Origin of the sequence: Streptomyces sp. NPDC048718, from assembly GCF_043198875.1 — a bacterium.
Classification (GTDB): domain Bacteria; phylum Actinomycetota; class Actinomycetes; order Streptomycetales; family Streptomycetaceae; genus Streptomyces.
On sequence record NZ_JBICVG010000004.1, the window covers coordinates 233611 to 259050 of the forward strand.

Annotated in this window: 15 protein-coding genes; 6 read left to right on the forward strand and 9 right to left on the reverse strand. The window is 72.6% G+C overall.

Annotated features, from left to right (window positions below):
• The first annotated feature begins 508 nt into the window (after nucleotides 1–508).
• On the forward strand, nucleotides 509–5209 hold the full coding sequence (locus tag ACGFRB_RS09340) for an RICIN domain-containing protein (RefSeq protein WP_393241548.1): 4701 nt from the start codon (nucleotides 509–511) through the stop codon (nucleotides 5207–5209).
• Nucleotides 5210–5290: 81 nt separating this feature from the next.
• Nucleotides 5291–6592 (forward strand): hypothetical protein, encoded by a 1302-nt coding sequence (locus ACGFRB_RS09345; protein ID WP_393241055.1) that lies wholly within the window; start codon nucleotides 5291–5293, stop codon nucleotides 6590–6592.
• An 81-nt stretch (nucleotides 6593–6673) separates the two neighbouring features.
• Here the strand turns inward: ACGFRB_RS09345 and pyk are convergent, their stop codons facing one another.
• The 3 genes from pyk to pta all read right to left on the reverse strand — a co-directional run bounded on the left by pyk (nucleotide 6674) and on the right by pta (nucleotide 11871).
• Nucleotides 6674–8104, reverse strand: a complete 1431-nt coding sequence (pyk, locus tag ACGFRB_RS09350) for a pyruvate kinase (protein WP_363001178.1) — start codon at nucleotides 8102–8104, stop codon at nucleotides 6674–6676.
• Nucleotides 8105–8491: 387 nt separating this feature from the next.
• Nucleotides 8492–9715 carry an acetate kinase gene (locus ACGFRB_RS09355; protein WP_393241059.1) on the reverse strand — a complete coding sequence of 408 codons (1224 nt, stop codon included), beginning with the start codon at nucleotides 9713–9715 and terminating at the stop codon, nucleotides 8492–8494.
• Nucleotides 9712–11871, reverse strand: coding sequence for a phosphate acetyltransferase (gene pta / locus ACGFRB_RS09360; RefSeq protein ID WP_393241062.1), 2160 nt, complete (start codon nucleotides 11869–11871; stop codon nucleotides 9712–9714). The genes ACGFRB_RS09355 and pta overlap by 4 nt, the downstream gene beginning before the upstream one ends.
• A gap of 692 nt (nucleotides 11872–12563) precedes the next feature.
• Between pta and ACGFRB_RS09365 the strand changes: the two genes are divergently transcribed.
• Entirely contained in the window at nucleotides 12564–13589 is a 1026-nt protein-coding gene (locus ACGFRB_RS09365) for an ATP-dependent 6-phosphofructokinase (RefSeq protein WP_393241065.1), read from the forward strand.
• 224 nt (nucleotides 13590–13813) lie between these two features.
• The gene (locus tag ACGFRB_RS09370; protein WP_393241068.1) at nucleotides 13814–14947 is read left to right on the forward strand and encodes a helix-turn-helix domain-containing protein; all 1134 of its coding nucleotides are present in this window, start codon (nucleotides 13814–13816) and stop codon (nucleotides 14945–14947) included.
• A 45-nt stretch (nucleotides 14948–14992) separates the two neighbouring features.
• Here the strand turns inward: ACGFRB_RS09370 and ACGFRB_RS09375 are convergent, their stop codons facing one another.
• From ACGFRB_RS09375 to ACGFRB_RS09385, 3 genes are all read right to left on the reverse strand, one after another.
• Nucleotides 14993–15430 carry a hypothetical protein gene (locus tag ACGFRB_RS09375; RefSeq protein ID WP_393241071.1) on the reverse strand — a complete coding sequence of 146 codons (438 nt, stop codon included), beginning with the start codon at nucleotides 15428–15430 and terminating at the stop codon, nucleotides 14993–14995.
• A 69-nt stretch (nucleotides 15431–15499) separates the two neighbouring features.
• Nucleotides 15500–16231, reverse strand: coding sequence for a response regulator (locus ACGFRB_RS09380; protein ID WP_363001168.1), 732 nt, complete (start codon nucleotides 16229–16231; stop codon nucleotides 15500–15502).
• A complete protein-coding gene (locus tag ACGFRB_RS09385; protein ID WP_393241074.1) occupies nucleotides 16228–18348 on the reverse strand; it encodes an ATP-binding protein in 2121 nt (706 codons plus the stop codon). Before ACGFRB_RS09385 ends, ACGFRB_RS09380 begins: the two co-directional genes overlap by 4 nt.
• Nucleotides 18349–18504: 156 nt before the next feature.
• On the opposite strand from ACGFRB_RS09385, the gene ACGFRB_RS09390 reads away from it, so the two are divergent.
• Nucleotides 18505–19890, forward strand: a complete 1386-nt coding sequence (locus ACGFRB_RS09390; RefSeq protein WP_393241077.1) for a cation:dicarboxylate symporter family transporter — start codon at nucleotides 18505–18507, stop codon at nucleotides 19888–19890.
• A 145-nt stretch (nucleotides 19891–20035) separates the two neighbouring features.
• Here the strand turns inward: ACGFRB_RS09390 and ACGFRB_RS09395 are convergent, their stop codons facing one another.
• The 3 genes from ACGFRB_RS09395 to ACGFRB_RS09405 all read right to left on the reverse strand — a co-directional run bounded on the left by ACGFRB_RS09395 (nucleotide 20036) and on the right by ACGFRB_RS09405 (nucleotide 22958).
• Nucleotides 20036–20680 carry a TIGR04222 domain-containing membrane protein gene (locus ACGFRB_RS09395; RefSeq protein WP_393241079.1) on the reverse strand — a complete coding sequence of 215 codons (645 nt, stop codon included), beginning with the start codon at nucleotides 20678–20680 and terminating at the stop codon, nucleotides 20036–20038.
• 81 nt (nucleotides 20681–20761) lie between these two features.
• Nucleotides 20762–22087 carry a threonine--tRNA ligase gene (gene thrS, locus ACGFRB_RS09400; RefSeq protein WP_393241081.1) on the reverse strand — a complete coding sequence of 442 codons (1326 nt, stop codon included), beginning with the start codon at nucleotides 22085–22087 and terminating at the stop codon, nucleotides 20762–20764.
• A gap of 292 nt (nucleotides 22088–22379) precedes the next feature.
• Entirely contained in the window at nucleotides 22380–22958 is a 579-nt protein-coding gene (locus tag ACGFRB_RS09405; RefSeq protein ID WP_393241084.1) for a DUF6817 domain-containing protein, read from the reverse strand.
• 133 nt (nucleotides 22959–23091) lie between these two features.
• On the opposite strand from ACGFRB_RS09405, the gene ACGFRB_RS09410 reads away from it, so the two are divergent.
• The gene (locus ACGFRB_RS09410; RefSeq protein WP_393241087.1) at nucleotides 23092–25350 is read left to right on the forward strand and encodes a HelD family protein; all 2259 of its coding nucleotides are present in this window, start codon (nucleotides 23092–23094) and stop codon (nucleotides 25348–25350) included.
• Nucleotides 25351–25440 lie beyond the last annotated feature (90 nt).

Genomic DNA, 25440 nt, shown 5'->3' on the forward strand with positions numbered 1-25440 from the left:
TCTTCTTATGTGTGTGCACCGGTCATAAGGTGATGTCGCGCCCAGGGGAACTCGCTCAACTCGCCCGAACGCGCACGTCATTCAGGCGGCCGGGAACGTCGTCGCCGCGCGCGGGGGGATCTTTCGTCATGCCGTCGTACCGGTAGTCCGGACACGTATCTCACGAGCACGTCCACGCCACGCGCGTGCTCGTCGGCGTACGCCCGTCCGCGCATCCGCTCGTACGCCCGGCTCCCGCTCACCGCGTGTCTCGCGGACCGTCTCCCGGACCGCCCCCTTCGTACGGAGAAAGAGACACCCGTTGCGTCACAGACCAGGGTTGTTCCGCCCAAGATCCGGCACTTCCCGGATCCTCACCCCCCTCCTCACCGCCGTGTCGGTGCTGGCCGTCGTCGGCGGCCTCGCGGTCCGGCCCGAAGTCCTCGCGCTGAACGCGGAGCCGGCCTCGGACAGTTACGACTGGTACGAGGACACGCCCGCCGAGCAGCTGCGGCAGGACCAGTGCCTGATGGCGGACGTGCTGCGGCTGGGCGGGCCCGCGATGGCCGCCACCGCCCAGGACGGCCTTAATCAGCCGGCCGACAAGCTCCACGTACTGGCGAACCGTCAGAACTGGACGAACACCCCGCTCGCCCAGGCGTATACGAGCGACAAGGCGACCGCCGCCAAGGAAAGCGCGGCGCTCAACGCCCTCCAGGAGGGCTGGAAGGAGCCGCTGGCCGGTCTGGCGACCCCGGCCGGATTCAACGAGACGACCTTCCACTGGCCTCCGGACGGGAACCTGACCTTCCCTGCCCAGACCGGGCTCTCCCAGTGGATCTCCGACCGGTTCTGGAAGAACGAGAGCGACTTCTACGTCGACTCGACGCCGAAGGCCGACGCGAAGACCGTCGCGGCGGTCAAGGCTCTGGGAAAGCCGCTCTACGGCACTCCCGACCCGTCCTCGCCTGACTGGAACCGGCAGCTCGCCCTGCGGGACGCCTTCGAGTACCTGACGAACTGGAGCCTGGAGCCGACCGGCGCGGACAACGCACGCCTGTTCCTCGGCTCCGGCGGCTTCCCCCGGACCGCACCCGCGCCGGACAGCGCGGAGTTCCGCATCGCGGTCGAGGACATGAAGACCCGCTTCTCGACCTGCGCGTGGCGTGACCCGATCGACCCGGACAAGGCGCTCGGGCCGGTCGTCGCCGCGGCAGCCGGCGAGTGGCAGCAGGAGATCACCTCGCAGGCCGTCCAGCGCAACGCGGTCATGACCGCGAGCAAGGACGCCACCAAGGCCCTGGTCGACGGTGCCGGCACCCTCGCCCAGCTGCTCGGCTACTCCTGGCAGGCGGACCACCTCACCCGCTGGCAGGACTACTGGACCTCGGGCGGCATCGGCTGGATCGGCAACGCGCCGACCGTCATCGAGCTGAAGGCGGCCGCGGGCAAGTGCCTGGAGGCGGAGGGCGGCGCGACGACCAACGGCACCCCGGTCCAGGTGTACACCTGCAACGGCACGCCGGCCCAGAGCTGGATCCTCGAAGGCGACGACGCCGGCCTGCACCTGCGCAACGCCAAGGCGCTCAAGTGCCTCGACGTGGCCAGTAACGGCCAGGCGGACGGCACGAAGATCCAGATCTGGACCTGCAACAGCAGCCCGGCGCAGACCTGGGCCTACACCCCGCGGGCCACGACCCCGCTGAAGGGGATCGGCTCCGGCAAGTGCCTCAACTTCCCGACGTACGACCTCGGCAAGGACGCGCTGCTCGCCACGTGCAATGGAACCGGCCCGCAGCAGATGGTCATCAAGCCGTCCGGGCACACCGGCCCGGACCAGACCTCCGCCCACCTCATCCAGGCGAGGACCGGTGTCGCCGTCGCCCGGGTGAACGCGGCGACACAGCTGAGAGTGCTCCAGCAGCACGCGGCCACGGCCAAGGCCGCCGCGACCGCCGCCGACACCGCGGTCCAGGCCGCCTACGCCATCGCGGACAAGAACGGCGCGCCGCGCGGCCGAGGACTGCTGGTCGGTCTGCAGAAGGCCCAGGTCACCAAGGGTGCCGCCGCGGCACTCGACGCGATGGTGAAGGCGGGCGAGACCGCCGAGGCCGCCACCCGCGCCGCGGCGGCGGACAGCGACACGATCGCGCAGCGCGCGATCGCCCAGGCCGCCCAGTCGAAGGCGGAGTTCCGCAAGGAGGCCGCAGCCACCGCCGAGGCCCAGGCGAAGGCCGCCGCCGACGCGGCCAAGATTCACCGGGACAACGCGAAGAAGGACAAGGAGACCGCCGAGGCGAAGCTCGTCGAGGCGCTGAAGGCCGAGGGCGACGCGAAGGCGGCCGCCGCCGACGCGCACGCCAAGCGTCTCGCCGCCGAGGCCGAAGAGGCCAACGCGAAGAAGGAGATGGAGACCGCCGCGGCCAAGCAGGGCGAGGCCGCGCAGCACAAGAAGAACGCCGAGTCGGAGGCCACCAAGGCGGAGGACGCGAAGCGGGCGGCGGAGGCATCGGAGGCCACCGCGGCCGGCAAGCGGAACGACGCGGTCAAGGCCCGCGACGCGGCCAAGGACAAGCGGGACGACGCGTGGGACGCCGAGCAGAAGGCCGACGTAGCCCGCGCCAAGGCCGACGCGAAGGAGGCGTACGCCCAGGCCCACGAGGCGTCGGACGACGCCCAGGCGTCCCGTGCGGCCGCCGACCAGGCATCCGCGCACGCCGACGACGCCGAGGCCGCCGCGCGCGCCGCGCGGGGCGAGGCGGACGCGGCCACCAAGGCGGCCGCGGAGGCGGACGCCGCGGCGACGCGCGCCGAGGCCGCCGCGAAGCGGGCCCGCGCCGCCTCCGACGGCGCCCAGGCGGCGAAGCTGAAGGCCGACGCCGCGGTGCGGGTCGCCACCAGCGCGGCCGCCGACGCCATCGCGGCGAGCCAGCACGCGGCCGGAGAGGCCCGGGCGGCGGTCGCCCTCGCGGACGAGGCCGAACGCCAGGCGGTGATCGCCAAGGGGCATGCCGACGCGGCGAAGAAGGAGGCCGCGGTCGCCCTGGCGGCGGCCGCGAAGGCCACCGGCTTCGCCTACGTCACCGCCCAGGCGGCGGCCGACGCCAGTGCCGCAGCGGCCCAGGTCGCCAAGCCGGCGAACGACGCGATCCAGCTCGGTTCCCCGTACGTCGCCACCGACGCCACCGCGAGCCTGGTCGTGCTGACCGGCCAGGCGTCGAAGACGATCGCCGAGCAGCAGCAGGCCGTGGCCGCCGCGCACGCCGCGAACGCGAAGGAGGAAGCGGCCGTCGCGAAGGCCCTCGCCGACGCGGCCGCGGGCGACGCGAAGCTGGCGTACCAGCACGCCGCCAACGCGGCCGGATACGCGGCGGACGCCCGTACGTACGCCAAGGAGGCTCTCGGCTACGCCGCCGACGCCGCCGCGGCCGCGTCGAAGGCCGTCGCGTCACTGGCAAGGACCACGGAGTACGACCGGCAGGCGGCCGAGGACGCCGCGGCGGCCGACAAGGCGGCCGGGCGCGCCGAGAGCCATGCCCGTACCGCCCGCGAGTCCGCCGACCAGGCCGCCCTCGACGCCGAGGGCGCCCGCGACGCCGCGGCCCGTGCCGAGCAGGCCGCGAAGGACGCCCGGGCGGCGGCCGACCGCGCCGACGTCGCCGCCACCGAGGCGGAGGAGGCGGCCAAGGACGCCCAGAAGTACGCCGATGAGGCCCAGGAGGCCGCAGACCGCGCCGAACGGGCGCAGGCCAACCAGCAGGTGTCGACGGGCGCGGGCACCGGTATCGGCGGCACGTTCTACGTGGTCGACGAGAAGACCCTCGCCGTCACCAACGCCGAGCAGTTGAACGACTGCGTCATCGAGGTCGGCTTCGAGGGCTGCACCGTCACCTTCAAGGTGACGTTCGACGTCGACGTCGACTACTACCAGTGCAACAACCTCGATGTCCCGGCCACCGAGGCCGGATGCCCGTCGTCGGACACGCTGTTCCTGCACACCGAGCACTTCAAGGGCCTGAAGAAGGACGTCACCAACTACTTCAGCAAATGGGAGCTGATACAGCAGACCCTCACCTACCAGATCCTCAAGGCCGTTCTGCTTCAGGACTTCGTGGACTGCTATCACGGCAGCGCCGGCGGCTGCGCGTGGGCCGCGAGCAACTTCATCCCGGGCAAGGTCTTCACCACGGCCGCCGAGTACATCCGCGCCCTGGACGCGGCTCTGAAGACCGGCGTGGGGGTGCGTGAGGCGTTCGCCGCGCTGCGGGCCTTGGACCAACTGGACCCGGCGACGATCGCGCGCGTCGAAGAGACCGTCAAAGCCTACGAGGACGTGTTCGCCGCCTGCGAGCGAAACAGCTTCCCGGGCTCCACCGGGGTACTCATGGCGGACGGCTCGCACCGCGCGATCCGGGATGTACGCGTCGGTGACCGGGTGCTCTCCACCGACCCGGTGACCGGCGGCCTGCGGTCGCGGGACGTCACGAACACCTACCGGCACGACACCGAGCGCCTGGTGGACGTCGGCGTGGCCGACGGGCGGCTCACCAGCACCGTCGGGCACCGGTTCTTCGTCGTCGGCCGCGGCTGGACGACGGCCGCCGACCTGCGGGTCGGAGACCGGCTCCGTACCCCGGAGGGCACGGAGCAGACCGTGACCGCCCTGCGCGAGCGGGCCGGTCTCGAGCCCCGTACGGTCTTCGACCTCACGGTCGACGGGCTGCACACCTTCTACGTCCGCCCGCAGGGTGAGCGGCCCCGGGACGTGCTGGTGCACAACTGCACCGACATCATCACCGACGAGGGCTTCCTGGGCGCGCACACGCTGACCGACCACGTCAGGCCGAGCGCCGCGGACATGCAGACCAAGGCCGACACCAACAAGGCGGGCCTGGCGGGCAAGTGGACGGATGAGGCCACGGCGGCCGATGCCGTCCGGCGAGCGATCGAGGAGTGGGTCAAGGCCCCGAATAACGCCTCGAGGCTGGCGAGCTGGAAGATCGCTCAGTCGAAGAAGTCGGGTTTCGACTGCGGCGTGGATTGCCTCAAGTTCCAGTGGGAGGTTCGTGGCGGTGCGGACTCCCTCGGCCAGATCTGGCGCAAGGGCGGTACCCGCCCTGAAGCGGCGGGCCAGAGGGTCGAGATCCTGTTGAAGTTCGTACCAAAGAAGGCGGGAGGGAAGGCGCACAGCGGCTACGTGGTCTTCACGTCGTATCCGATTCCGGGCTAGTACGTCGGTGACCAAGGGGACGGGGTACCTTCCGCACAGGGGGGTGCCCCTTCCGCACGACTTCCGGCAGGAGGTGGACGAGTGGCCCGCACACGCGAGTTCTACTGCTACGACTACGGGGGTGACTTCGGGCTCAGCGGGCTGGCCGGGGTGCTGTACGCCCGGGCAGCGCTGCGGCTGGACGGGCCCGTCGTCCTCGCTCTCGCGCGGGCGACGGCCGAGGACGACGACTTCCAGATCGGCCGGGACGTACGGCTCCTGCTCGATTCCGGGCTGCCGGAGGGGACGCTGCACACCGTGTGGTCGGCCGCCGTGCGCCGGTGTTTCGATCCGGTCGAGGAAGGCGCGGACGCGCGCGCCTGGCTGCGCGAGGTGGCGAAGGTGTGTCCGCCGCGCCTCCCGGAGCGGGACCCGTACGAGGAGCAGGCCCTCGACGCGTCGCGCCCGCGGGTGCGGGAGGAGGAGCTGCGTACGAGCGTGGCCGCGGAGATCGAGTCGGCCGCCGCCGGACTCGTCCGGGGTGTCGCCGTCCCGGGCGTCGTCCCGGCGTTGCTGCGCGTGGTGCGCGAGGCCGACGCCGACCTCGGGTTCCGGTTGTTCCTCCGGGTGCTCAAGGCGTACGCGGTGCCGGTCGGGAAGGAACAGTACGACCGGTTCGTGGCGCTCGGCGAACTGCTGGCCTTTCCCTGGGCGGCCGTCTCCGCGGAGCTGCGCGTGCGGTGGCCCGCGCTCGATCCCGGGTGGCGGGACTTCGGCGGCCTCCGCTTCGGTGTGCCCTGGCTCGCGGTCGTGTTGGCCGACGGGCTGTACGGAGGTACCGCGCTGGACCAGGCGCGGGAGATCGTCTGCCACGAGGTGGGCGAGGTGCCCGGCGTCCACGCGGCGGTGCTCTTGGCGGACGTGCGGCGGCTGCTCGACTCGGAGCTGCCGGACGTGTCGGTCGGCGCGGTGTGGTGGACCGCGGCCCACCGCTGGGGCCTCGGCGACGGGCCCGGCCCCGGGGAGTTCGACACCGACGTGCGGGGCTGGCTGGAGCAAGTGGCCGCGGCGTGCGAAGAGCACCTGGCGAAGATCGATCCCGGCTATGTGCCGTACGTGCCGCCCGCCCGCGCCGAGGCGACGGAGGCGGTGCTGCGCGAGGTCCGGCGGATCGGTCCGACGCTGCCGCGGCACGTCCCCGAGGCGGCGGCCGCGGCGCTGGAGGACGTGGTCCGGTGCGTCGATCCCGACCTCGGGTTCCGCTTCCTGGCCGGGATCGTCCGCGTCTACAGCGTGCCAGTCGACGCCGGCCGGCGACGTTGCTACCGGGCGATCGCCGCGAGCCTCGGTTTCCCCGACGGGTACGTCGACGAGGTGCTGCCCGACGGCGACCCCTGGGCGTGAGACGGCCGGTGGGCCGCACCCCCGAGGTCCGGGTGCGGCCCACCGGCCGTATGTCCGCACGGAGTCGTGCGGCCACGCGCGTCAGCCCTGGTCGCCGCCCCCGAGGTGGTGGACCCGGACCATGTTCGTGGTGCCCGGGACGCCGGGGGGCGAGCCGGCGGTGATGACCATGATGTCGCCCGCGTTGTAGCGCTGGAGCTTCAGCAGCTCGGCGTCGACGAGGTCGACCATGGCGTCCGTGGTGGTCACGAACGGGACCAGGAAGGACTCGACGCCCCAGCTCAGCGCGAGCTGGTTGCGGGTGCCCTCGTCCGTCGTGAAGGCCAGGATCGGCTGGGCCGCGCGGTAGCGGGAGAGCCGGCGGGCGGTGTCGCCGGACTTGGTGAACGCGACCAGCGCCGTACCGCCCAGGAAGTCCGCGATCTCGCACGCGGCGCGGGCCATCGAACCGCCCTGGGTGCGCGGCTTCTTGCCCGGCACCAGCGGCTGGAGGCCCTTGGACAGCAGCTCCTCCTCGGCCGCCACGACGATCTTCGACATCGTCTTGACGGTCTCGATCGGGTACGCGCCCACGGAGGACTCGGCGGACAGCATGACCGCGTCCGCGCCGTCGAGGATCGCGTTCGCGACATCGCTGGCCTCGGCGCGGGTCGGCCGCGAGTTGGTGATCATCGACTCCATCATCTGGGTGGCGACGATGACCGGCTTGGCGTTGCGGCGGCACATCTCGACGAGGCGCTTTTGCACCATCGGGACGCGCTCCAGCGGGTATTCCACGGCGAGGTCGCCGCGGGCCACCATGACGGCGTCGAACGCGGCGACGACGGCCGCCATGTTCTCCACCGCCTGCGGCTTCTCCACCTTGGCGATGACCGGGACCCGGCGGCCCTCCTCGTCCATCACCTTGTGGACGTCCTTGACGTCGTTCGCGTCGCGGACGAAGGACAGCGCGACCATGTCGCAGCCCATCCGCAGGGCGAACCGCAGGTCCTCGACGTCCTTCTCGGACAGGGCCGGGACGTTGACGGCCGCGCCGGGCAGGTTGATGCCCTTGTGGTCGGAGACGACGCCGCCCTCGACGACGATCGTCTTCACCCGCGGGCCCTCGACCTCGACGACACGCAGCTCCACGTTGCCGTCGTTGATCAGGACCTGGTCGCCCTTGGACACGTCGCCGGGCAGGCCCTTGTACGTGGTGCCGCAGATCGCCTTGTCGCCGGGGACGTCCTCCGTGGTGATGGTGAACTCGTCACCGCGCACCAGCTCGACGGGACCCTCGGCGAAGGTCTCCAGACGGATCTTGGGGCCCTGGAGGTCGGCGAGCACACCGATGGCGCGGCCGGTGTCCGCCGCCGCCGCGCGGAGGCGGTCGTACCGCCCCTGGTGCTCCGCGTGGCTGCCGTGGCTCATGTTGAAACGGGCCACGTTCATACCGGCCTCGATGAGAGCCTTCAGCTGCTCATACGAGTCGACGGCGGGGCCCAGGGTGCAGACGATTTTGGAACGGCGCATAAGGCGGATCCTATCGGTTTGTTTCACTGCGGAATATTCCGGTCGGCGGAAAGTACAAATGGGCGGGGGGTCGCTCAGGCGTTCACTCCTCCGAGTGCATCCGAGTGCCTTTTCTCCTTTCCAGTCACCTTTCTGATGACCTTTCCGGTGGCTTCCGATGACCATTCGGCGACCTTTGACAGCCTTTCGGCCGTCTTTCGGCAGACTTCAGGCGGCGTTCCGGCGGTCTCCCGCCGGCCTTCCGTCAAAACGCTGCCCGCATTCCTCTGGCCCGCCCCGGTCCTTTCCCACAAGACGGTTCTCCGCGAGGGTTCTCGGCGACGGCTCACCGCGACGGCTCTCAGAGGGCGATTCTCCGACGGCTCCGCCCCGAACCGGCGGAACACGTCACACGCGCCGCACCAGCGCGTAACTCTGCCGAGCGATCTCCAGCTCCTCGTCGGTCGGTACGACGGCCACCGCCATCCGCGCGCCCTCCGGCGAGATGATCCGCGCCTCGGACGACCGCTGCGCGTTGCGCTCGGGGTCCACCGCGAGGCCGAAGCCCGTCAGGCCCGCGAGGGCGGCCTCCCGTACCGGGGCGGAGTTCTCGCCGACCCCCGCCGTGAACGCCACCGCGTCCACCCGGCCGAGCACCGCGTAATACGCCCCGATGTACTTCTTCAGCCGGTGTACGTAGATGTCGAAGGCGAGGGCCGCGCGCCGGTCGCCCGCGTCGACCCGGCGCCGGATCTCCCGCATGTCGTTGTCGCCGCACAGCCCGACCAGACCGGACCGCTTGTTGAGCAGCTCGTCGATCTCGTCCGGCGACATCCCCGCCACCCGGCCCAGATGGAAGACGACCGCCGGGTCGATGTCGCCCGAGCGGGTGCCCATGACCAGCCCCTCCAGCGGGGTCAGCCCCATCGAGGTGTCCACGCAGCGCCCGCCCGCCACCGCCGAGGCGGACGCCCCGTTGCCCAGATGGAGCACGATCACGTTCACGTCCTCGGGCTCCCGCCCGAGCAGCCGGGCCGTCTCCCGGGAGACGTACGCGTGCGAGGTGCCGTGGAAGCCGTAGCGCCGGATCCGGTGCGCGTCGGCGACCTCGGTGTCGATCGCGTAGCGCGCCGCCGACTCCGGCATCGTGGTGTGGAAAGCGGTGTCGAAGACCGCCACCTGCGGCAGGTCGGGGCGCATCGCCATGGTCGTACGGATGCCGAGCAGGTTGGCCGGGTTGTGCAGCGGTGCCACCGGCACCAGGCGCTCGATCTCCGCGCACACGTCGTCGTCGATGACCGTCGGCTCGGTGAACCGCAGCCCGCCGTGCACCACCCGGTGGCCGATCACGGCGAGCTCGGGGGAGTCCAGGCCGAGCCCGTCCGCCGCCAGCTCGGCCGCCACGGCCTTCAGCGCCGCCTCGTGATCACCGATGGGGCCGACCGTCTCCCGCTTCATCCCCGCGCCCTCGCCGTGGGCGGGGCGCAGCGGGGTGTGCACGAGCCGCGAGGTCTCCTCGCCGATCCGCTCGACCAGCCCGGCCGCGAGCCGGCTGCCGTCCGCCATGTCGAGCAGCTGGTACTTCACCGACGAGGAGCCGGAGTTGAGGACGAGGACACGCGTGGCGGTCATGCGGAGAACTCCTCGGTCTCGGCCTCGGGCTGGGGATGGGCCTCGGTCTCGGCCTCGGGGTGGGGCTGGGAGCGGGTCGGGGACTGCTCCCGGCCCTGGGCCTGGATCGCGGTGATGGCGACGGTGTTGACGATGTCGCTGACGAGCGCGCCGCGCGACAGGTCGTTCACCGGCTTGCGCAGGCCCTGGAGGACCGGGCCGACCGCGACCGCGCCGGCCGAACGCTGCACGGCCTTGTAGGTGTTGTTGCCGGTGTTGAGGTCCGGGAAGATCAGTACGCTCGCCTGCCCGGCGACCTCCGAGTCCGGCAGCTTGGTCGCCGCCACCGACGGCTCGACCGCCGCGTCGTACTGGATCGGCCCCTCGATCCGCAGCTCCGGGTGGCTCGCCCGGACCAGCGCGGTGGCCTCGCGCACCTTGTCGACGTCGGCGCCGGAGCCGGAGGTCCCGGTGGAGTACGAGAGCATCGCGATCCTCGGCTCGACACCGAAGCGGGCGGCGGTGGCGGCCGACTGCGCGGCGATGTCGGCGAGCTGCTCCGCGTTCGGATCCGGGTTGACCGCGCAGTCGCCGTACACCAGCACCTTGTCGGCCAGGCACATGAAGAAGACGGACGAGACGATCGAGGCGTCCGGCTTCGTCTTGATGATCTCGAACGCCGGGCGGATCGTCGCGGCCGTGGAATGCACCGAGCCGGACACCATCCCGTCGGCCAGCCCCTCCTCGACCATCAGGGTGCCGAAGTAGTTGACGTCCGAGACGACGTCGTACGCCAGCTCCACGGTGACACCCTTGTGGGCGCGCAGCCGTGCGTACTTCTCCGCGAACGCGTCGCGCAGATCGGAGGTATGCGGGTCGATCAGCTGAGTGCCGCCGAGGTCCACGCCCAGGTCGGCGGCCTTCTTGCGGATCGCCTCCACGTCACCGAGCAGGGTCAGGTCGCATACGTCACGGCGGGTCAGCACCTCGGCGGCGCGCAGCACCCGCTCCTCGGCGCCCTCGGGGAGCACCACCCGGCGCCGGTCGGCCCGGGCCTGTTCCAGGAGCTCGTGTTCGAACATCATCGGGGTGACCCGGCCGCTGCGGACGACCGAGAGCCGGTCGAGCAGATCGGCGGTGTCGACATGTCGTTCGAACAGGCCGATCGCGATCTCCGCCTTGCGCGGGGTGGCGGCCGTCATCTTGCCTTCGAGCGCGAAGAGTTCCCCGGCGGTGGGGAAACTGTTGTCGCGGACGGAGACGACCGGTGTGCCCGGGGCGATCCGGGAGGCGAGGGTGAGGACCGCCTCGGGCGGCCGCTCGTCGAGGGTGAGCAGGATGCCCGCGATGGGCGGGGTGCCGGCCGAGTGCGCGGCGAGCGCGCCGATGACCAGGTCGGACCGGTCGCCGGGGGTCACGACGAGCGCGCCCGGGGTCAGCGCGGCGAGGAAGTTCGGCAGCGTCGCGCCGCCGAAGACGAAGTCGAGCGCGTCACGGGAGAGTCCGGCGTCGTCGCCGAGGACGACGGAGGCGCCGAGCGCGTGGGTGATCTGGGCGACCGTCGGCGCGGACAGCGCCGGCTCGTCGGGCAGCACGTAGCAGGGCACCGGCAGCCGGGCGGCCAGCCGCTCCGCGATCGTCTCCCGGTCCTCGGCGGCGACCCGGTTGACCACCATCGCGAGGACGTCGCAGCCGAGCACGTCATAGGCGCGGAAGGCGTTGCGCGCCTCGGCCCGTACGGACTCGGCAGTCTGGCCCGTACCGCCGACGACCCCGATCACCCGGGCGCCGAACTCGTTGGCGAGGCGGGCGTTGAGGGCGAGTTCGTCGGGCAGCTGGGTGGCGGCGAAGTCGGTGCCGAGGACCAGGACGACCTCGTAGGCGCGGGTGACCGCGTGGAAGCGGTCGACCAGCCGGGAGACCAGTTCGTCGGTGCCCTGCTCGCCCTGGAGCGCGGACGCCTCCTCGTAGTCCATGCCGTAGACGGTGGCGGGGTCCTGGGAGAGCCGGTAGCGGGCGCGCAGCAGCTCGAACAGCCGGTCCGGACCGTCGTGGCGCAGCGGACGGAACACCCCCACCCGGTCCACCTGGCGGGTCAGGAGTTCCATGACTCCCAGCTCGACGACCTGACGGCCGTCCCCGCGGTCGATCCCGGTCACGTACACACTGCGTGTCACGCCGTGGTCTCCTGTCCGAAGGCTTCGAAGAGTCCGCTTTGAGTCCGCTTTCGGCCCCGGGCCGCCGCCGTCCCGGGCTCGGTGCCCTCGGGCGCCGTCCGACGGCGTCCGACGGCGTCCGACGGCGTCCGGCGGTGTTCGGGACTGGCGGGGGTGCCTCGCGGTTCCCCTCCGCGTCCCGTCGGCCGCTCTCCGGACCTGTGCCGGACTGCTCCGGACCTGCGCCGGATCTGTTCCGGACCGTCCGGACCGAGCCGGGTCTTCGTCAACCCAGTGCATGCAAAAGCCATCCGTAGGGGTGGCTATGCACTCTTGACATTACCCCTGGAGATCTCTCGGACGCCCGCCGGGCGGAGGGTGGGGCGGAACGGGCACGAGGTGGGCGCGGGACGGGAGAAGGCCAGGTGGAAGGGGTGGCCGAGGGCGTGGCGAAGGGCCCGCACGAGGCCCCGGGCGAAGGACCCCTACGTCCCGGGACCAAGGGCCCGGGAGGGGCCCCGGCCCGACGGTCGCGCGGAGTAACTGCGGGCGCGCCCGCACGGCCGACCGTGTGAGAATCGATCTCGGCTCATCCGTGCCGCGCCCGAACACGGGGCGACGGGCACGGGCGAGGAGCACGGCACCAGCACGGGCGACCAGCACGGGCATGGGCGGCAAGCGCGAGGCACGAGCACGAGCAGGAGCACAGCACGATGCGCATCGGAGTTCTCACCGCAGGCGGCGACTGTCCCGGCCTGAACGCAGTGATCCGGTCGGTCGTGCACCGGGCCGTGACCCACTACGGCGACGAGGTCATCGGCTTCGAGGACGGCTACGCGGGCCTCCTGGAGGGGCGCTACCGCACCCTCGACCTCAACGCCGTCAGCGGCATCCTCGCCCGCGGCGGCACCATCCTCGGTTCCTCCCGGCTGGAGCGTGCCCGCTTCCGCGCCGCCTGCGACAACGCCAAGGAACTCATCGAGAAGAGCGGCTTCGACGCGCTGATCCCGATCGGCGGCGAGGGCACGCTCACCGCCGCCCGGATGCTGTCCGAGGCCGGCGTCCCGGTCGTCGGCGTCCCGAAGACCATCGACAACGACATCTCCGCCACCGACCGCACCTTCGGCTTCGACACCGCCGTCGGTGTCGCCACCGAGGCGATGGACCGGCTCAAGACCACCGCCGAGTCGCACCAGCGCGTCATGGTCGTCGAGGTCATGGGCCGGCACGCGGGCTGGATCGCGCTGGAATCCGGCATGGCCGCCGGCGCCCACGGCATCTGCCTGCCCGAGCGGCCCTTCGACCCGGCCGACCTGGTCAAGATGGTCGAGGAGCGGTTCGCCCGGGGCAAGAAGTTCGCGGTCGTCTGCGTCGCCGAGGGCGCCCACCCCGCCGAGGGCACCATGGACTACGGCAAGGGCGAGATCGACCAGTTCGGGCACGAGCGCTTCCAGGGCATCGGCACCGCCCTCGCGTACGAACTGGAGCGCCGCCTCGGCAAGGAGGCCCGGCCCGTCATCCTCGGCCACATCCAGCGCGGCGGCACCCCGACCGCGTACGACCGGGTGCTCGCCACCCGGTTCGGCTGGCACGCGATGGAGGCCGTGCACCGGGGCGACTTCGGGCGGATGACCTCGCTGCGCGGCACGAGCGTCGAGATGGTGCCGCTGGCCGAGGCCATCACCGAGCTGAAGAAGGTGCCGGAGAGCCGGATGCGCGAGGCCGAGTCGGTCTTCTGACGCACCCCCTTCACCCGTCCCCCTCCGCCGGCACCCCCTTGCCGCGCCCGCACCTCGGCCCCACACCAGTGGCGCGAAGCACCCGCCGGCCCCGATCGTCACCCCCGTGAACGATCGGGGCCGAATCCATGCTTGATCGCGGCACCGCGATCAACAAGGCTTGAGGCTGTCCCGGACATGTCCCATCTCCGTCCGGATCCGGTTCTCGGCGAAGGGGCGCACACATGACCAGGGGGGAGTCGGCTCCCGACGCGCGGGGTGCGCGGAGCCCGGCCGAGTTCATCGCGCGTCTCCAGGCCCTCAAAGACTGGTCCGGTCTCACCTACCGCCAGCTGTCGGCCCGCGCCGAGGCCCGCGGCGACGTGCTGCCGCGCTCGACCGTCGCCAACATGCTCGCCCGTACCACCGTCCCGCGCGCCGAACTCCTCGCCACCTTCGTCCGCGCGTGCGGCGCCACGCCCGAGGCGGCGGCGGAGTGGGAGGCGATACGGGAGGACATGGCGAGACGGGCGAGAACCGAGTCACCGCCCGGGACGGAAACCGGGACCGGGGACCCGGAGGGCGGCGACACGCCAGGTGAGGGCGGCAGCGGCGGGACGGGAGCCGGAGGGCGGACGAAGGCGCCGCGAGAGTCGGGTGAGCCGGGTGGGTCGGGAGGGCCGGCGGAGGCGCGGGAGGCGGGAGAGCCGGGGGAACAGCCGCCCGTCTGGCCCGTGCTGCCCGAGCCCGCCCCGGAGCCGGGCGGGACTCCCGGCCGGCCGCCGACCCCGCGGCGCACCCGGCTGCGCCGCGGCCTTGTCGTCGTGGTCGCCGTCGCCGCCCTCGTGACCGCGACCGTCAGCATTGTCGTCCTCCTGCGCGAGGGCGACCGGGCTCACCGGAACCCGCCCGTCCTGACCGCCCCCGCCGACGGCCCGGTCCGGATCCGGGTGATCGGCTCGGACCTCTGTCTGGGCGAGCGGCGCGGTGGCCGCACCGGCCAGATCTATCAGAAGTCCTGCGCGGGGGCCGTGGTTCCTCTCTACTCGCTGAAACGGCTCGACGGGGCGAAGTGGCGGATCGTCTCCGACCACCCGGACTACGGCCCCGGCTGTTCCGGGCTCCCCTCCGGCGGCCGGCCGGCCGAGGCGGCCCTGGAGGACTCCGAGTGCGGCGACCTCACCCGGGTCGAGCGCTTCACCCTGGAGCCGTACGGCACTCCGGTCACCGGCTACCGGGTCCGTCCCGTGGGCTCGGCGACCCCCGGCACCTGCGTCTCCGTGCTCGGCGATCCGAAGGCCGAGTGGTCCCGGCTCGCCCAGTCGCCGTGCCGCGAGGACGCCCGGGGGCAGCTCTTCAGCTTCGACCGCCGGACGTGAGCGCGGATCACACCGGGTACCGCGCGCCCAGCGCCCGGCGCCTGCTCAACTCGTTTGCTTCATAACCGCCTTGGTGCGGCGTCGGCGGGTGACAGTCAGTCGTACGCAGAACGCCGGACAGACGACGGCCAGGACCGGGAGCGCCACCAGGGCCGGGTTCACCCAGGCGGGAACCAGGTCGTAGCCGGCGTCGCAGGGGTTGCGCAGCGGGAACCACCGCGATGTCTCCTCGAAGTGCGCGTCGACGTACGGGTAGTCGTACCGCTGCCCCCGGGCGTGGCACGCCTCCTCGGGGTCCAGCGACGCCCCCGACAGGGCGCCGGCGAGGTAGACGAAGCCGGTGGCCACGACCAGGAGCGCCGCGCTCCCGGCGTACCAGCCGGCGCTGTGCCGCCAACTGCCCCGGCCCAGGGACCGGCCCCAGAACCACAGTCCGGGACCGGTGACGACGACGAACAGGGCGAAGAGCATCGTGAAGAGCATGGACCGATGGTCCACGCTCTTCAGTTGGCGGCGAACGGAGGCCTGATGGAGCCGGGAACCGCCGGTGTGTCAGTGCGTGCCGCGCGGACGGCGGCCGCCCGCGTCGGTCGCGGCGAGCCAGCGGTACTGGAGCTCCGGGCGGCCGATCTGCCCGTACTGCGGGGCCCGGACCGCCCGGCCCGAGGTCACCAGGTGTTCCAGATAGCGGCGCGCGGTGATCCGGGAGATGCCGACGTCCGCGCCCGCCTCCGCCGCCGTCAGCCCCTCGGGGGCCGCCCGCAGGGTACGGGTCACCGCCGCCAGGGTCGGCGCGCTCAGCCCCTTGGGCAGCGCGGCGGGCTGCGGCGCCCGCAGGGTCGCCAGGGCCCGGTCCACCTCGTCCTGGCCCGACGCCTCCCCGGCCGCCGCCCGGAACTCGGCGTACCGGCCGAGCCGGTCCCGCAGCGTGGCGAACGTGAACGGCTTGAGCACGTACTGCACCACTCCCAGCGACACCCCCTCCCGCACCAGCGCCAGATCCCGTGCCGAGGTCACCGCGATCACGTCCGCCGCGTGCCCGGCGGCGCGCAGCGCCCGCAGCAGTTGGAGCCCGTGGCCGTCCGGCAGATAGAGATCGAGCAGGATCAGATCCACCGGCATCCGGTCCAGGATCCGCAGCGCGGCGGCCCGCGTGTGCGCCACCCCGACCACCCGGAACCCGTCCACCCGGCCCGCGTACAGCGCGTGCGCGTCGGCGGCGACGGGGTCGTCCTCGACGACGAGCACCCGGATGCCGGCCGTCGCGGGCTCCTGACCGCTCACGCGCGCACCTCCCCGGCGGCGGCCCGGGCCAGCGGCAGCCGGACGGTGAACTCCGCACCGCCCAGCGGCGATTCGGCGAGCGTCAGCGTGCCGGAGGCGCGGGTGACGGCCTGCTGGACGAGCGCGAGGCCGAGCCCCCGGCCGGCACCGCGGGTGGACCAGCCGCGGTCGAGGACGGCGGCGCGGTCCTGCGGCCGTACCCCGGGGCCGTTGTCGCCGACGCGCAGCAGCAGCTCGCCGTCCTCGGCGAGGGCGGTCACGGTGACCCGGGGGCCGCGCGGGATGGTCGGGGCGGGCGGGCCGATGGCCGGGGTGGCGGCCGAGGTGCTGTCGGCGCCGGCCGGGGGGCCGGCGGGGTGGGGCTCGCGGGGGGCGGGGATGCCCGCGAGGAGCGGCGGCGGCACGGCGGAGGGGTCGCGGGTCTCCTTCTCGTACGCCGAACCGTCCACGTACGCGGTGTCCGCCCCGTACACCGTCTCCGCCTGGCGGGCCGTGTCCGAACGGTGGTCGTACGGCGCCTGGTGGTCGTACGGCACCGTGTCCTCGTACGGCACAGGCTCCTCGTACGGCACAGGCTCCCCGTACGCCACCGTGTCCTCGTACACCGTCCCGTCGCCCGGGGCCGCCGCGGGCGCGCCGCCCGCCGCCTCCACCGCGTTGTCGATCAGGTTGCCGAGGATCGTCACCAGGTCGCGGGCGGCCAGGGCCACCGGCAGCACCCCGTCGTCGATCCGGCTGTCCTCGGCCAGGACCAGCTCGACCCCCCGCTCGTTGGCCTGCGCCGCCTTGCCGAGCAGCAGTGCCGCGAGGACCGGCTCGCCCACCGCGCTCACCACCCGGTCGGTCAGGGCCTGCGCGAGTTCCAGTTCGGCGGTGGCGAAACCGACGGCCTCCTCGACCCGGCCCAGTTCGATCAGGGACACGACGGTGTGCAGCCGGTTCGCCGCCTCGTGGGCCTGCGAGCGCAACGCCTCCGAGAAGCCCCGCTCCGAGTCCAGCTCGCCCGACAGCGCCTGGAGCTCGGTACGGTCCCGCAGCGTGATCACGGTGCCGCGCCGCTCGCCGCCCACCACCGGCCGGGTGTTGACCACGAGCACCCGCTCGTCCGTCAGATGCAGCTCGTCCACCCGAGGCTCCGAGGACAGCAGCGCGCCGGTGAGCGACGCCGGAAGCCCCAGTTCGGCCGCCGGCCGCCCGACCACATCCGTGGCCGTGGCCGTGGCCGTGGCCGCGCCGGAGTTCGAGCCCGTGCCGGTGTCCGCGTCCCGGGCCCCCTCCTCGGGGAGCCCGAGGAGGACCCGCGCGCCGTCGTTGATCAGCGCGATCCGCCGCTGCCCGTCCAGCATCACAAGCCCCTCGCGCACCGCGTGCAGCGCGGCCTCGTGATAGTCGTGCATCCGGCTCAGCTCGGTCGCGTTCATCCCCTTGGTGTGACGGCGCAGCCGCGCGTTGACGACGTACGTCCCCGCGCCGCCGGCCGCGAGCGCCGCGAGCGCCATCCCGAGCAGCGCGGTGACCTGCTCCCGTACCTGCTCACTGATCCGGTCGATGGTGATGCCCGCGCTCACCAGGGCGATCACCCGGCCGTCGGCGGTGACCGGGGCGACCGAGCGGACCGAGACGCCGAGGGTGCCGACATGCGTCTCGGAGAAGGCCTCCCCGTGCGCGGCGGGTTCGAGGTGACCGAGGTAGGTGTGGCCGATCCGGTCCGGCTGGGGATGCGTCCAGCGGGTTCCGTCCGGCGCCATGATGACGACGAAGTCGACCCCTGTTCGCAGCCGCAGGGACTCCGCGTACGGCTGGAGGCCGGCGGTCGGATCCGCGCTTCCCGGTCCCACCACCGCACCCGCTCCCGCCCCCGCCCCCGACGGCCCGTCCGCTCCCCGGCCCGTCCCGCCCGAGCGGTCCGCCGCCCGCGCCGCGTCGATCACCGTGGGTGAGGCGGCGACGGCGTTCGCGGTGGCCGCCGACTGGCGGCGCGCGGTCTCCTCGGCCTGTTCGCGATCCGTTACATACGCGAATACTGCACATCCCGCGACGACGGCGGCCATCAGTACGACCTGCATGGCGAACAGCTGACCAGCGAGGCTACGGGGCCGGGAGAGGGGGAAGCGCATGCGAGCAAGTCTGCCTCGGTCCATTTGCTCCCACATACGGTGTGTCCGAATCGTTCTGTGAACGAAACGAACGCAAGGGTGACGGCGGTCACAGGCTGATGGATAGTGCGGTGGTCCACCGCGAGATGGACGCCCCCGAGTACGAGGAGGGAACCCGTGGCAGCCCGACGGGACCGCACCCACTATCTGTATCTGGCCGTCATCGGCGCCGTCCTGCTCGGCATCGCCGTCGGCTTCCTGGCGCCCGGCGTCGCCGTCGAGCTCAAGCCGATCGGCACCGGCTTCGTCAATCTCATCAAGATGATGATCTCGCCGATCATCTTCTGCACGATCGTGCTCGGCGTCGGCTCGGTCCGCAAGGCCGCCAAGGTCGGCGCGGTCGGCGGTCTCGCCCTCGGCTACTTCCTCATCATGTCCACGGTCGCGCTGGCGATCGGCCTGGTCGTCGGCAACATCCTGGAGCCGGGTTCCAGCCTCCACCTCACCAAGGACCTCGCCGAGGCCGGCGCCGCGCAGGCGCAGGGCGCCAGCGAGAGCACCTCGGACTTCATCCTCGGCATCATCCCGAAGACGATCGTCTCCGCCTTCACCGAGGGCGAGGTCCTCCAGACGCTGCTGGTCGCGCTCCTCGCGGGCTTCGCGCTCCAGGCGATGGGCAAGGCCGGCGAGCCGGTGCTGCGCGGCATCGGGCACATCCAGCGGCTCGTCTTCCGCATCCTCGCGATGATCATGTGGGCCGCCCCGGTCGGCGCGTTCGGCGCCATGGCCGCCGTGGTCGGCGCCACCGGCGTCGACGCCCTGAAGTCGCTCGCCGTCATCATGATCGGCTTCTACATCACCTGCGCGCTGTTCGTCTTCCTCGTCCTCGGCACGCTGCTGCGGCTGATCGCCGGGGTGAACATCTTCGCCCTGCTGAAGTACCTGGGCCGGGAGTTCCTGCTGATCCTGTCCACCTCCTCGTCCGAGTCGGCGCTGCCGCGCCTGATCGCGAAGATGGAGCACCTGGGCGTCTCCAAGCCGGTCGTCGGCATCACCGTCCCCACCGGCTACTCCTTCAACCTCGACGGCACCGCCATCTACCTGACGATGTCCTCGCTCTTCATCGCCGAGGCCATGGGCAGCCCGCTGAAGATCGGCGAGCAGATCTCGCTCCTCGTCTTCATGGTGATCGCCTCGAAGGGTGCGGCGGGCGTCACCGGAGCCGGCCTCGCGACCCTCGCGGGCGGTCTGCAGTCGCACCGTCCCGAGCTGGTCGACGGCGTCGGCCTGATCGTCGGCATCGACCGCTTCATGAGCGAGGCGCGCGCCCTCACCAACTTCGCGGGCAACGCCGTCGCCACCGTCCTCGTCGGCACCTGGACCAAGGAGATCGACAAGGAGCGGGCGGCCGAGGTGCTGGCCGGCCGCGTCCCGTTCGACGAGACGACCCTCGTCGACGACGGCCACGGCGCCCCGGCCGACGCCGACGCCGATGCCGGCGCCGACGTGCCGGACCAGCGCGGTGCGGGCGGCGGCGACACGAAGGCCACCGCCGGCGTCTGATCCCGCCGACCGGAACGACACGGCGCCCCCGGCCGCGAGCCCTCCGCTCGCGACCGGGGGCGCCGTGCTGTCCGGCGCTGTGCTGTCCGGGGCGACGGGGGCTTGGCGGTACGGACGGGGGCGCCCCGCTTATTCCGTACCCGGGTCAGTCCCCGCCTCCTCCTCCGCCGCCTCCGCAGCTCCATCCGCCGCCGAAGTGGCCCCCGCCGCCGAAGTGGTCGCCGCTCCATCCGCCGCCGCCCCCACCGCCCGTGTGGTGGTCGCCTTCGTGGTCGAGGGCCAGGCCCATGCGGATCAGGGTGCGGCCGAGGCCCGTGGGGAGGGTCTGGAAGCCGACCGGGCCGTACGGGGTGGGGTGGCGGCGCGGGTCCAGTGCGGCGGGGCCGGCCAGGACGTACGCGGGGAGGCGGCCCTCGGCGGCGACGGCCGCGAGACACCGGCGACCCGCCCGGGTGGGCCGGTGCCGCCGGCTTCCGATCAGACCCAGGGCGACCAGCCCCCGAGCGAGTTCGCCGATCTCGGGGGAGGCCGCGGCGGCGTCGACCACCTCCCGGGCGGGCCTGCTCCGAGGGCAGGCGGCGATCACCGCGCGTTCCACCGGATGCGTGGGCTGCTCGTCGCCGATCACCCGCAGACGGCCGACCCTGAAGGACAGCACCCCGCGCTCGGTGAGCGAGAGGGCCGCGCTCTGCGCGACCCGTCGCCCACCACCCGCGAGATAGGCGTACGCGTACACCCCCAGCTCGTCACCGATTTCGCCGACTTCTCTGCCACGTCGTGTCCCCGTCATCCCCGTCCCCCTTCGAACAGGCTCATCGCCTTGTCCGCAGGATGCCCCCGACGGGCCTTCGTGAGCGCTTCCGGCCGTTGTTCAGAGCCTGATGTGAGCTTCGGTCCCACCAGGAGGCGCATCCGCTCCAGGAGTCGCCTCGTCCCACAGTCCGGTCCAGTACGCCTCCGCCAATTCACGTACACGATCGACGAGTTCGACCGCCGGCATCGGGTCGAGCCGGCGGCCGTCGCGCAGGCGGACGGAGACCTCGCCGGCCGCCGCCTCGCGGGCGCCGATGATCACCTGGTACGGGGCGAGGCGGGCGGCGCGGATACGGGCGCCCAGGGTGCCGCGTTCCGGGCCGGCGACCTCGGCGCGCAGGCCCCGTTCCGCACAGCGGGCGACGAAACGGGCGGCGGCGTCGTGCTCGGCGTCGGTGACGGGCAGGACGGCGAGCTGGAGCGGGGCGAGCCAGGTGGGGAAGGCGCCCGCGTGGTGCTCGACGAGGTGGGCGACGGCGCGTTCCACGCTGCCGATCACCGATCGGTGCAGCATCACGGGCCGGTGCCGGGCGCCGTCGGGCCCCACGTACGCGAGTTGGAACCGTTCCGGCTGGTGGAAGTCGACCTGGACGGTGGAAAGTGTCGACTCGCGGCCCGCCGGATCCGCCACCTGCACGTCGATCTTCGGCCCGTAGAACGCGGCTTCGCCCTCCCCCTCCTCGTACGCGAGGCCGCAGGAGTCCAGAGCCCGGCGCAGCAGGCCGATCGCCCGCTCCCAATTCCCGGGCGCCGCGACGTACTTGCCGCCGGGGCCGGGCAGCGACAGCCGGTACCGTACCGGGACGATGCCCATCGCCGCGTACGCCTCACGGATCAGCGCGAGTGCCCCGGCGGCCTCCTCGGCGACCTGGTCGAGGGTGCAGAAGACATGCGCGTCGTTCAGCTGGATGCCCCGTACCCGGGTGAGCCCGCCCAGCACCCCTGACATCTCGGATCGGAACATGCCGCCCAACTCCGCCATCCGCAGCGGGAGTTCCCGATAGCTGCGGGCGCGGGAGCGGAAGATGACGGCGTGGTGCGGGCACAGGCTGGGCCGGAGCACGAACTGTTCCCCGCCCATCTCCATCGGCGGGAACATGTCGTCGCTGTAGTGCGCCCAGTGCCCGGAGATCTCGTACAGCTCCCGCTTGCCGAGCACCGGCGAGTACACATGCCGGTAGCCGGCCCGCCGTTCGGCCTCGCGTACGTAGTCCTCCAGCGCCTGCCGTACGACGGCCCCGTCCGGCAGCCAGTACGGCAGCCCGGCGCCGATCAGCGGATCGGTGTCGAACAGCTCCAGTTCCCGTCCCAGCCGGCGGTGGTCGACGAGGTTCCCGACCTCGCTCCCTACCTTGCTCGCGGCCTGGTTCGCGGACTCGCTCATGGTCACTCACTCCTCGTTTCGTGGGGGAGCGGGTGCCCGGGGAAGGGGCCGGAGAACGCTTCGAGCCCCGGGGCACTCGCCCCGGGGCTCGAAGACAAAGACAGCTGTCAGCGCGCCGGGACACTCTCCGGCGTCGTCGTGTTCATGGTGGCGCGCTTCATGCGGGCGACGCTAACAGGGGAGCGTCCCGCCGCGCGCGGGATTTACCGCTGAGGTGCGGGTGCGGGACGAGCCGGATCCGGCGGGTCGGCAGGTGGGCAGGTCGATCGCGGCCACCTCGACGGCCGGCCGCTCACCCTCGGCGGGGAGGGGCCGGCCGCCCGAGCAGCCCCCGCGCGTCCGCGAGCGCCGCCTCGCTCAGCAGCGGCCGCCAGGTGGTGAACAGACGCAGTAGCGGGCCGCCCCAGCGTTCGCGGAATTCCGTGTTCACGGCCGCGAGGTCGAGTTCGTTGGCGGCGGTGAGTTCCGCGAAGTCGGCGCGCTGCCGGGCGGTCGGGAGGAAGGTCCGGTCCGTGAACCGGTCCCGGAAGGGGCCGTCGGCGCGGGGCAGGCCGGCGTGGGAGAATTCCCGGTCGCAGCTCGCGTAGAAGTGGACGATTTCCTCCGCCTCCGCCCCGATCGCCGCCGCCAGTTCGGCTCGCCGCTCCAGGGGGAGCAGGCTCTCGGCGAAGCCGTCGGTGCCGTAGAAGGCGTGGCAGAGACCGGCGAGACGCAGAGCCGGGCGGGCGTTCCAGCCGGTGAGCCGGGATTCCACCCGCGTGAGATGGGCGAGAAGAGTGCCGCCGGGGTGGGGGAGGGTGTCGGCACCCTGGCGGATCAGCAGGGCGTGGGCCGCGGCAAAGGCCGCCGAGTCGTCCGGGTTGCTTCCCATGGGACACAAAAATACCCCGGACTTAGAATGGACATCCGGGGTACCGCGTCACGTATATTGGTTGTTTCCGTGTCCGATACGAAAATGGCACGGGAACCATCCCTAAAAGTACTGTATCTCGTCGGGAGTCGAATTGTCAACCGAGGAATTTCGGGAAGAGCAGGAATTCATCACCGGGCTCTACGCTCGTCTCGACGACCTGCGGGACCAGGCCGAGGCGGGCGTCGCCGCCGCCCTCGCCGCCCCCGGCGCGGGCAGCGCCCAGGCGCGCCTGGAACGGGACGTGCTGGTCGCCGAACAGTCGGGGCTGCTCGCCGCGCTCGACGCGGGCGAGAGCGGACTGTGCTTCGGCCGGCTGGTGTTCCGTGACGGCCGCGACCACCACATCGGCCGGATCGGTATCCGCGCCGACGACGCGCACCGCACCCCGCTCGTCGTCGACTGGCGCGCCGACGTCGCCCGGCCCTTCTATCTGGCCACCGGCTACGCCCCCATGGGCCTGCGCCGTCGCCGGCATCTCACCACCAAGGGCCGCGAGGTCGTCTCGCTCCACGACGAGGTGCTCGACCTCGCCGACGCCACCCGTACCGGCCACGAGAACCGCGACGCCGACGAGGTGCTGCTCGCCGCGCTCGACGCCGCCCGCACCGGCCGGATGCACGACATCGTGCAGACCATCCAGGCCGAGCAGGACGGCATCATCCGCTCCCCGCACCGCGGGGTGCTCGTCGTCGAGGGCGGCCCGGGCACCGGCAAGACCGCCGTCGCGCTGCACCGCGCCGCGTATCTGCTGTACGCCCACCGTGAGCAGCTCGCCAAGCGCGCCGTCCTGATCGTCGGCCCCAACCCCGCCTTCCTCGGCTACATCAGCAATGTGCTGCCCTCCCTCGGCGAGACCGGCGTCTTGCTGGCCACCCCCGGTGAGCTCTTCCCCGGGGTCGAGGCCACCGGCACCGACAGCCCCCGCGCCGCCGCCGTCAAGGGCTCCGTCGCCATGGCCGGGGCGCTGGCCGCCGCCGTACACGACCGGCAGCAGGTCCCCGAGCGCGACGCGCCGCTGATCGTCCCGCACGACGACGGCGACCTGATCGTCGACTGGGACATGGCCCTCGAAGCCCGCCACAAGGCCCGTGAGACCAGCCTCCCGCACAACCTGGCCCGCCCGTACTTCGTCTTCCACATCCTCGACGCGCTCGCCGAGCAGCTCGCCGACCGCATCGGCGCCGACCCCTACGGCGGCCCCAACTTCCTCGGCCCCGACGACCGCGCCCAGCTCGCCAAGGGAGTGGCCGCCAACCCCGACGTCCACGCCGCCCTCGACGGCCTGTGGCCCGCCCTCACCCCCGAGGACTTCCTCGCCGACTACCTCGCCGAGCCCACCCACCTGGACGACCCGGCCGACCTGGCCGCGATCCGGCGCTCCGACGACGGCGGCCCGCGCGCCTGGACCCCGGCCGACGTCCCGCTGCTCGACGAGGCCGCCGAACTCCTCGGCGAGGACGACTCCGCCGCCCGCGCCGCCGAGGAGGCCGAGCGGCAGAAGCGGATCGCCTACGCGCAGGGCGTCCTCGACGTGTCGTTCGCCTCCCGCACCTACGAGTTCGAGGACAAGACGGAGGTCGACGAGGACGCCTCCGAGGTGCTGTCCGCGCACGACATCATCGACGCCGAACGCTTCGCCGACCGCCAGGAGGAGGCCGACCACCGCAGCGCCGCCGAACGCGCCGCCGCCGACCGGACCTGGGCCTTCGGGCACATCATCGTCGACGAGGCGCAGGAGCTGTCCGCGATGATGTGGCGGCTGCTCATGCGCCGCAGCCCGACCCGTTCGATGACCCTGGTCGGCGACCCCGCGCAGACCGGCGACCCGGCAGGCGTCGGCTCCTGGGAGCGGATCCTCGCGCCGTACGTCGAGGACCGCTGGGAGCACGTCCGGCTCGGCGTCAACTACCGCACCCCGGCCGAGATCATGGCCGTGGCCGCCGCCGTACGCCGCGACACCGACCCGGACTTCGAGCCGCCGAGTTCGGTCCGCTCCACCGGCGTCGAGCCGTGGGACCGTACGGCCGAGGACCCGGTGAAGGAGACCGCCGACGCGGTCGCGGCGGAACTCGCGGCGCACACCGATGGACGGCTCGCGGTCATCGCGCCCGACGAGCTGCACCCCGGGCTCGTCGCCGCGCTGCCCGGCGCCGCGTACGGCACCAAGCCCGATCTGACCCGGCGGGTGGTGCTGCTCGACCCCCGCCAGGCCAAGGGCCTGGAGTTCGACTCCGTCCTCGTCGTCGACCCGGAGGGCATCCGGGACGGTGCCACGCACGGCGTCAACGACCTGTACGTGGCGCTGACCCGGGCCACCCAGCGGCTCGGGATCGTCCGCCGGGCGGTCTGAGTGCGCGGCCTGAGTGCGCGGTCCGAGTACGCGGTCCGGGACAGCGGGCCGGGACCCTTGTGCGGGTGGTCCCGGCCCACCTGGCCCGCC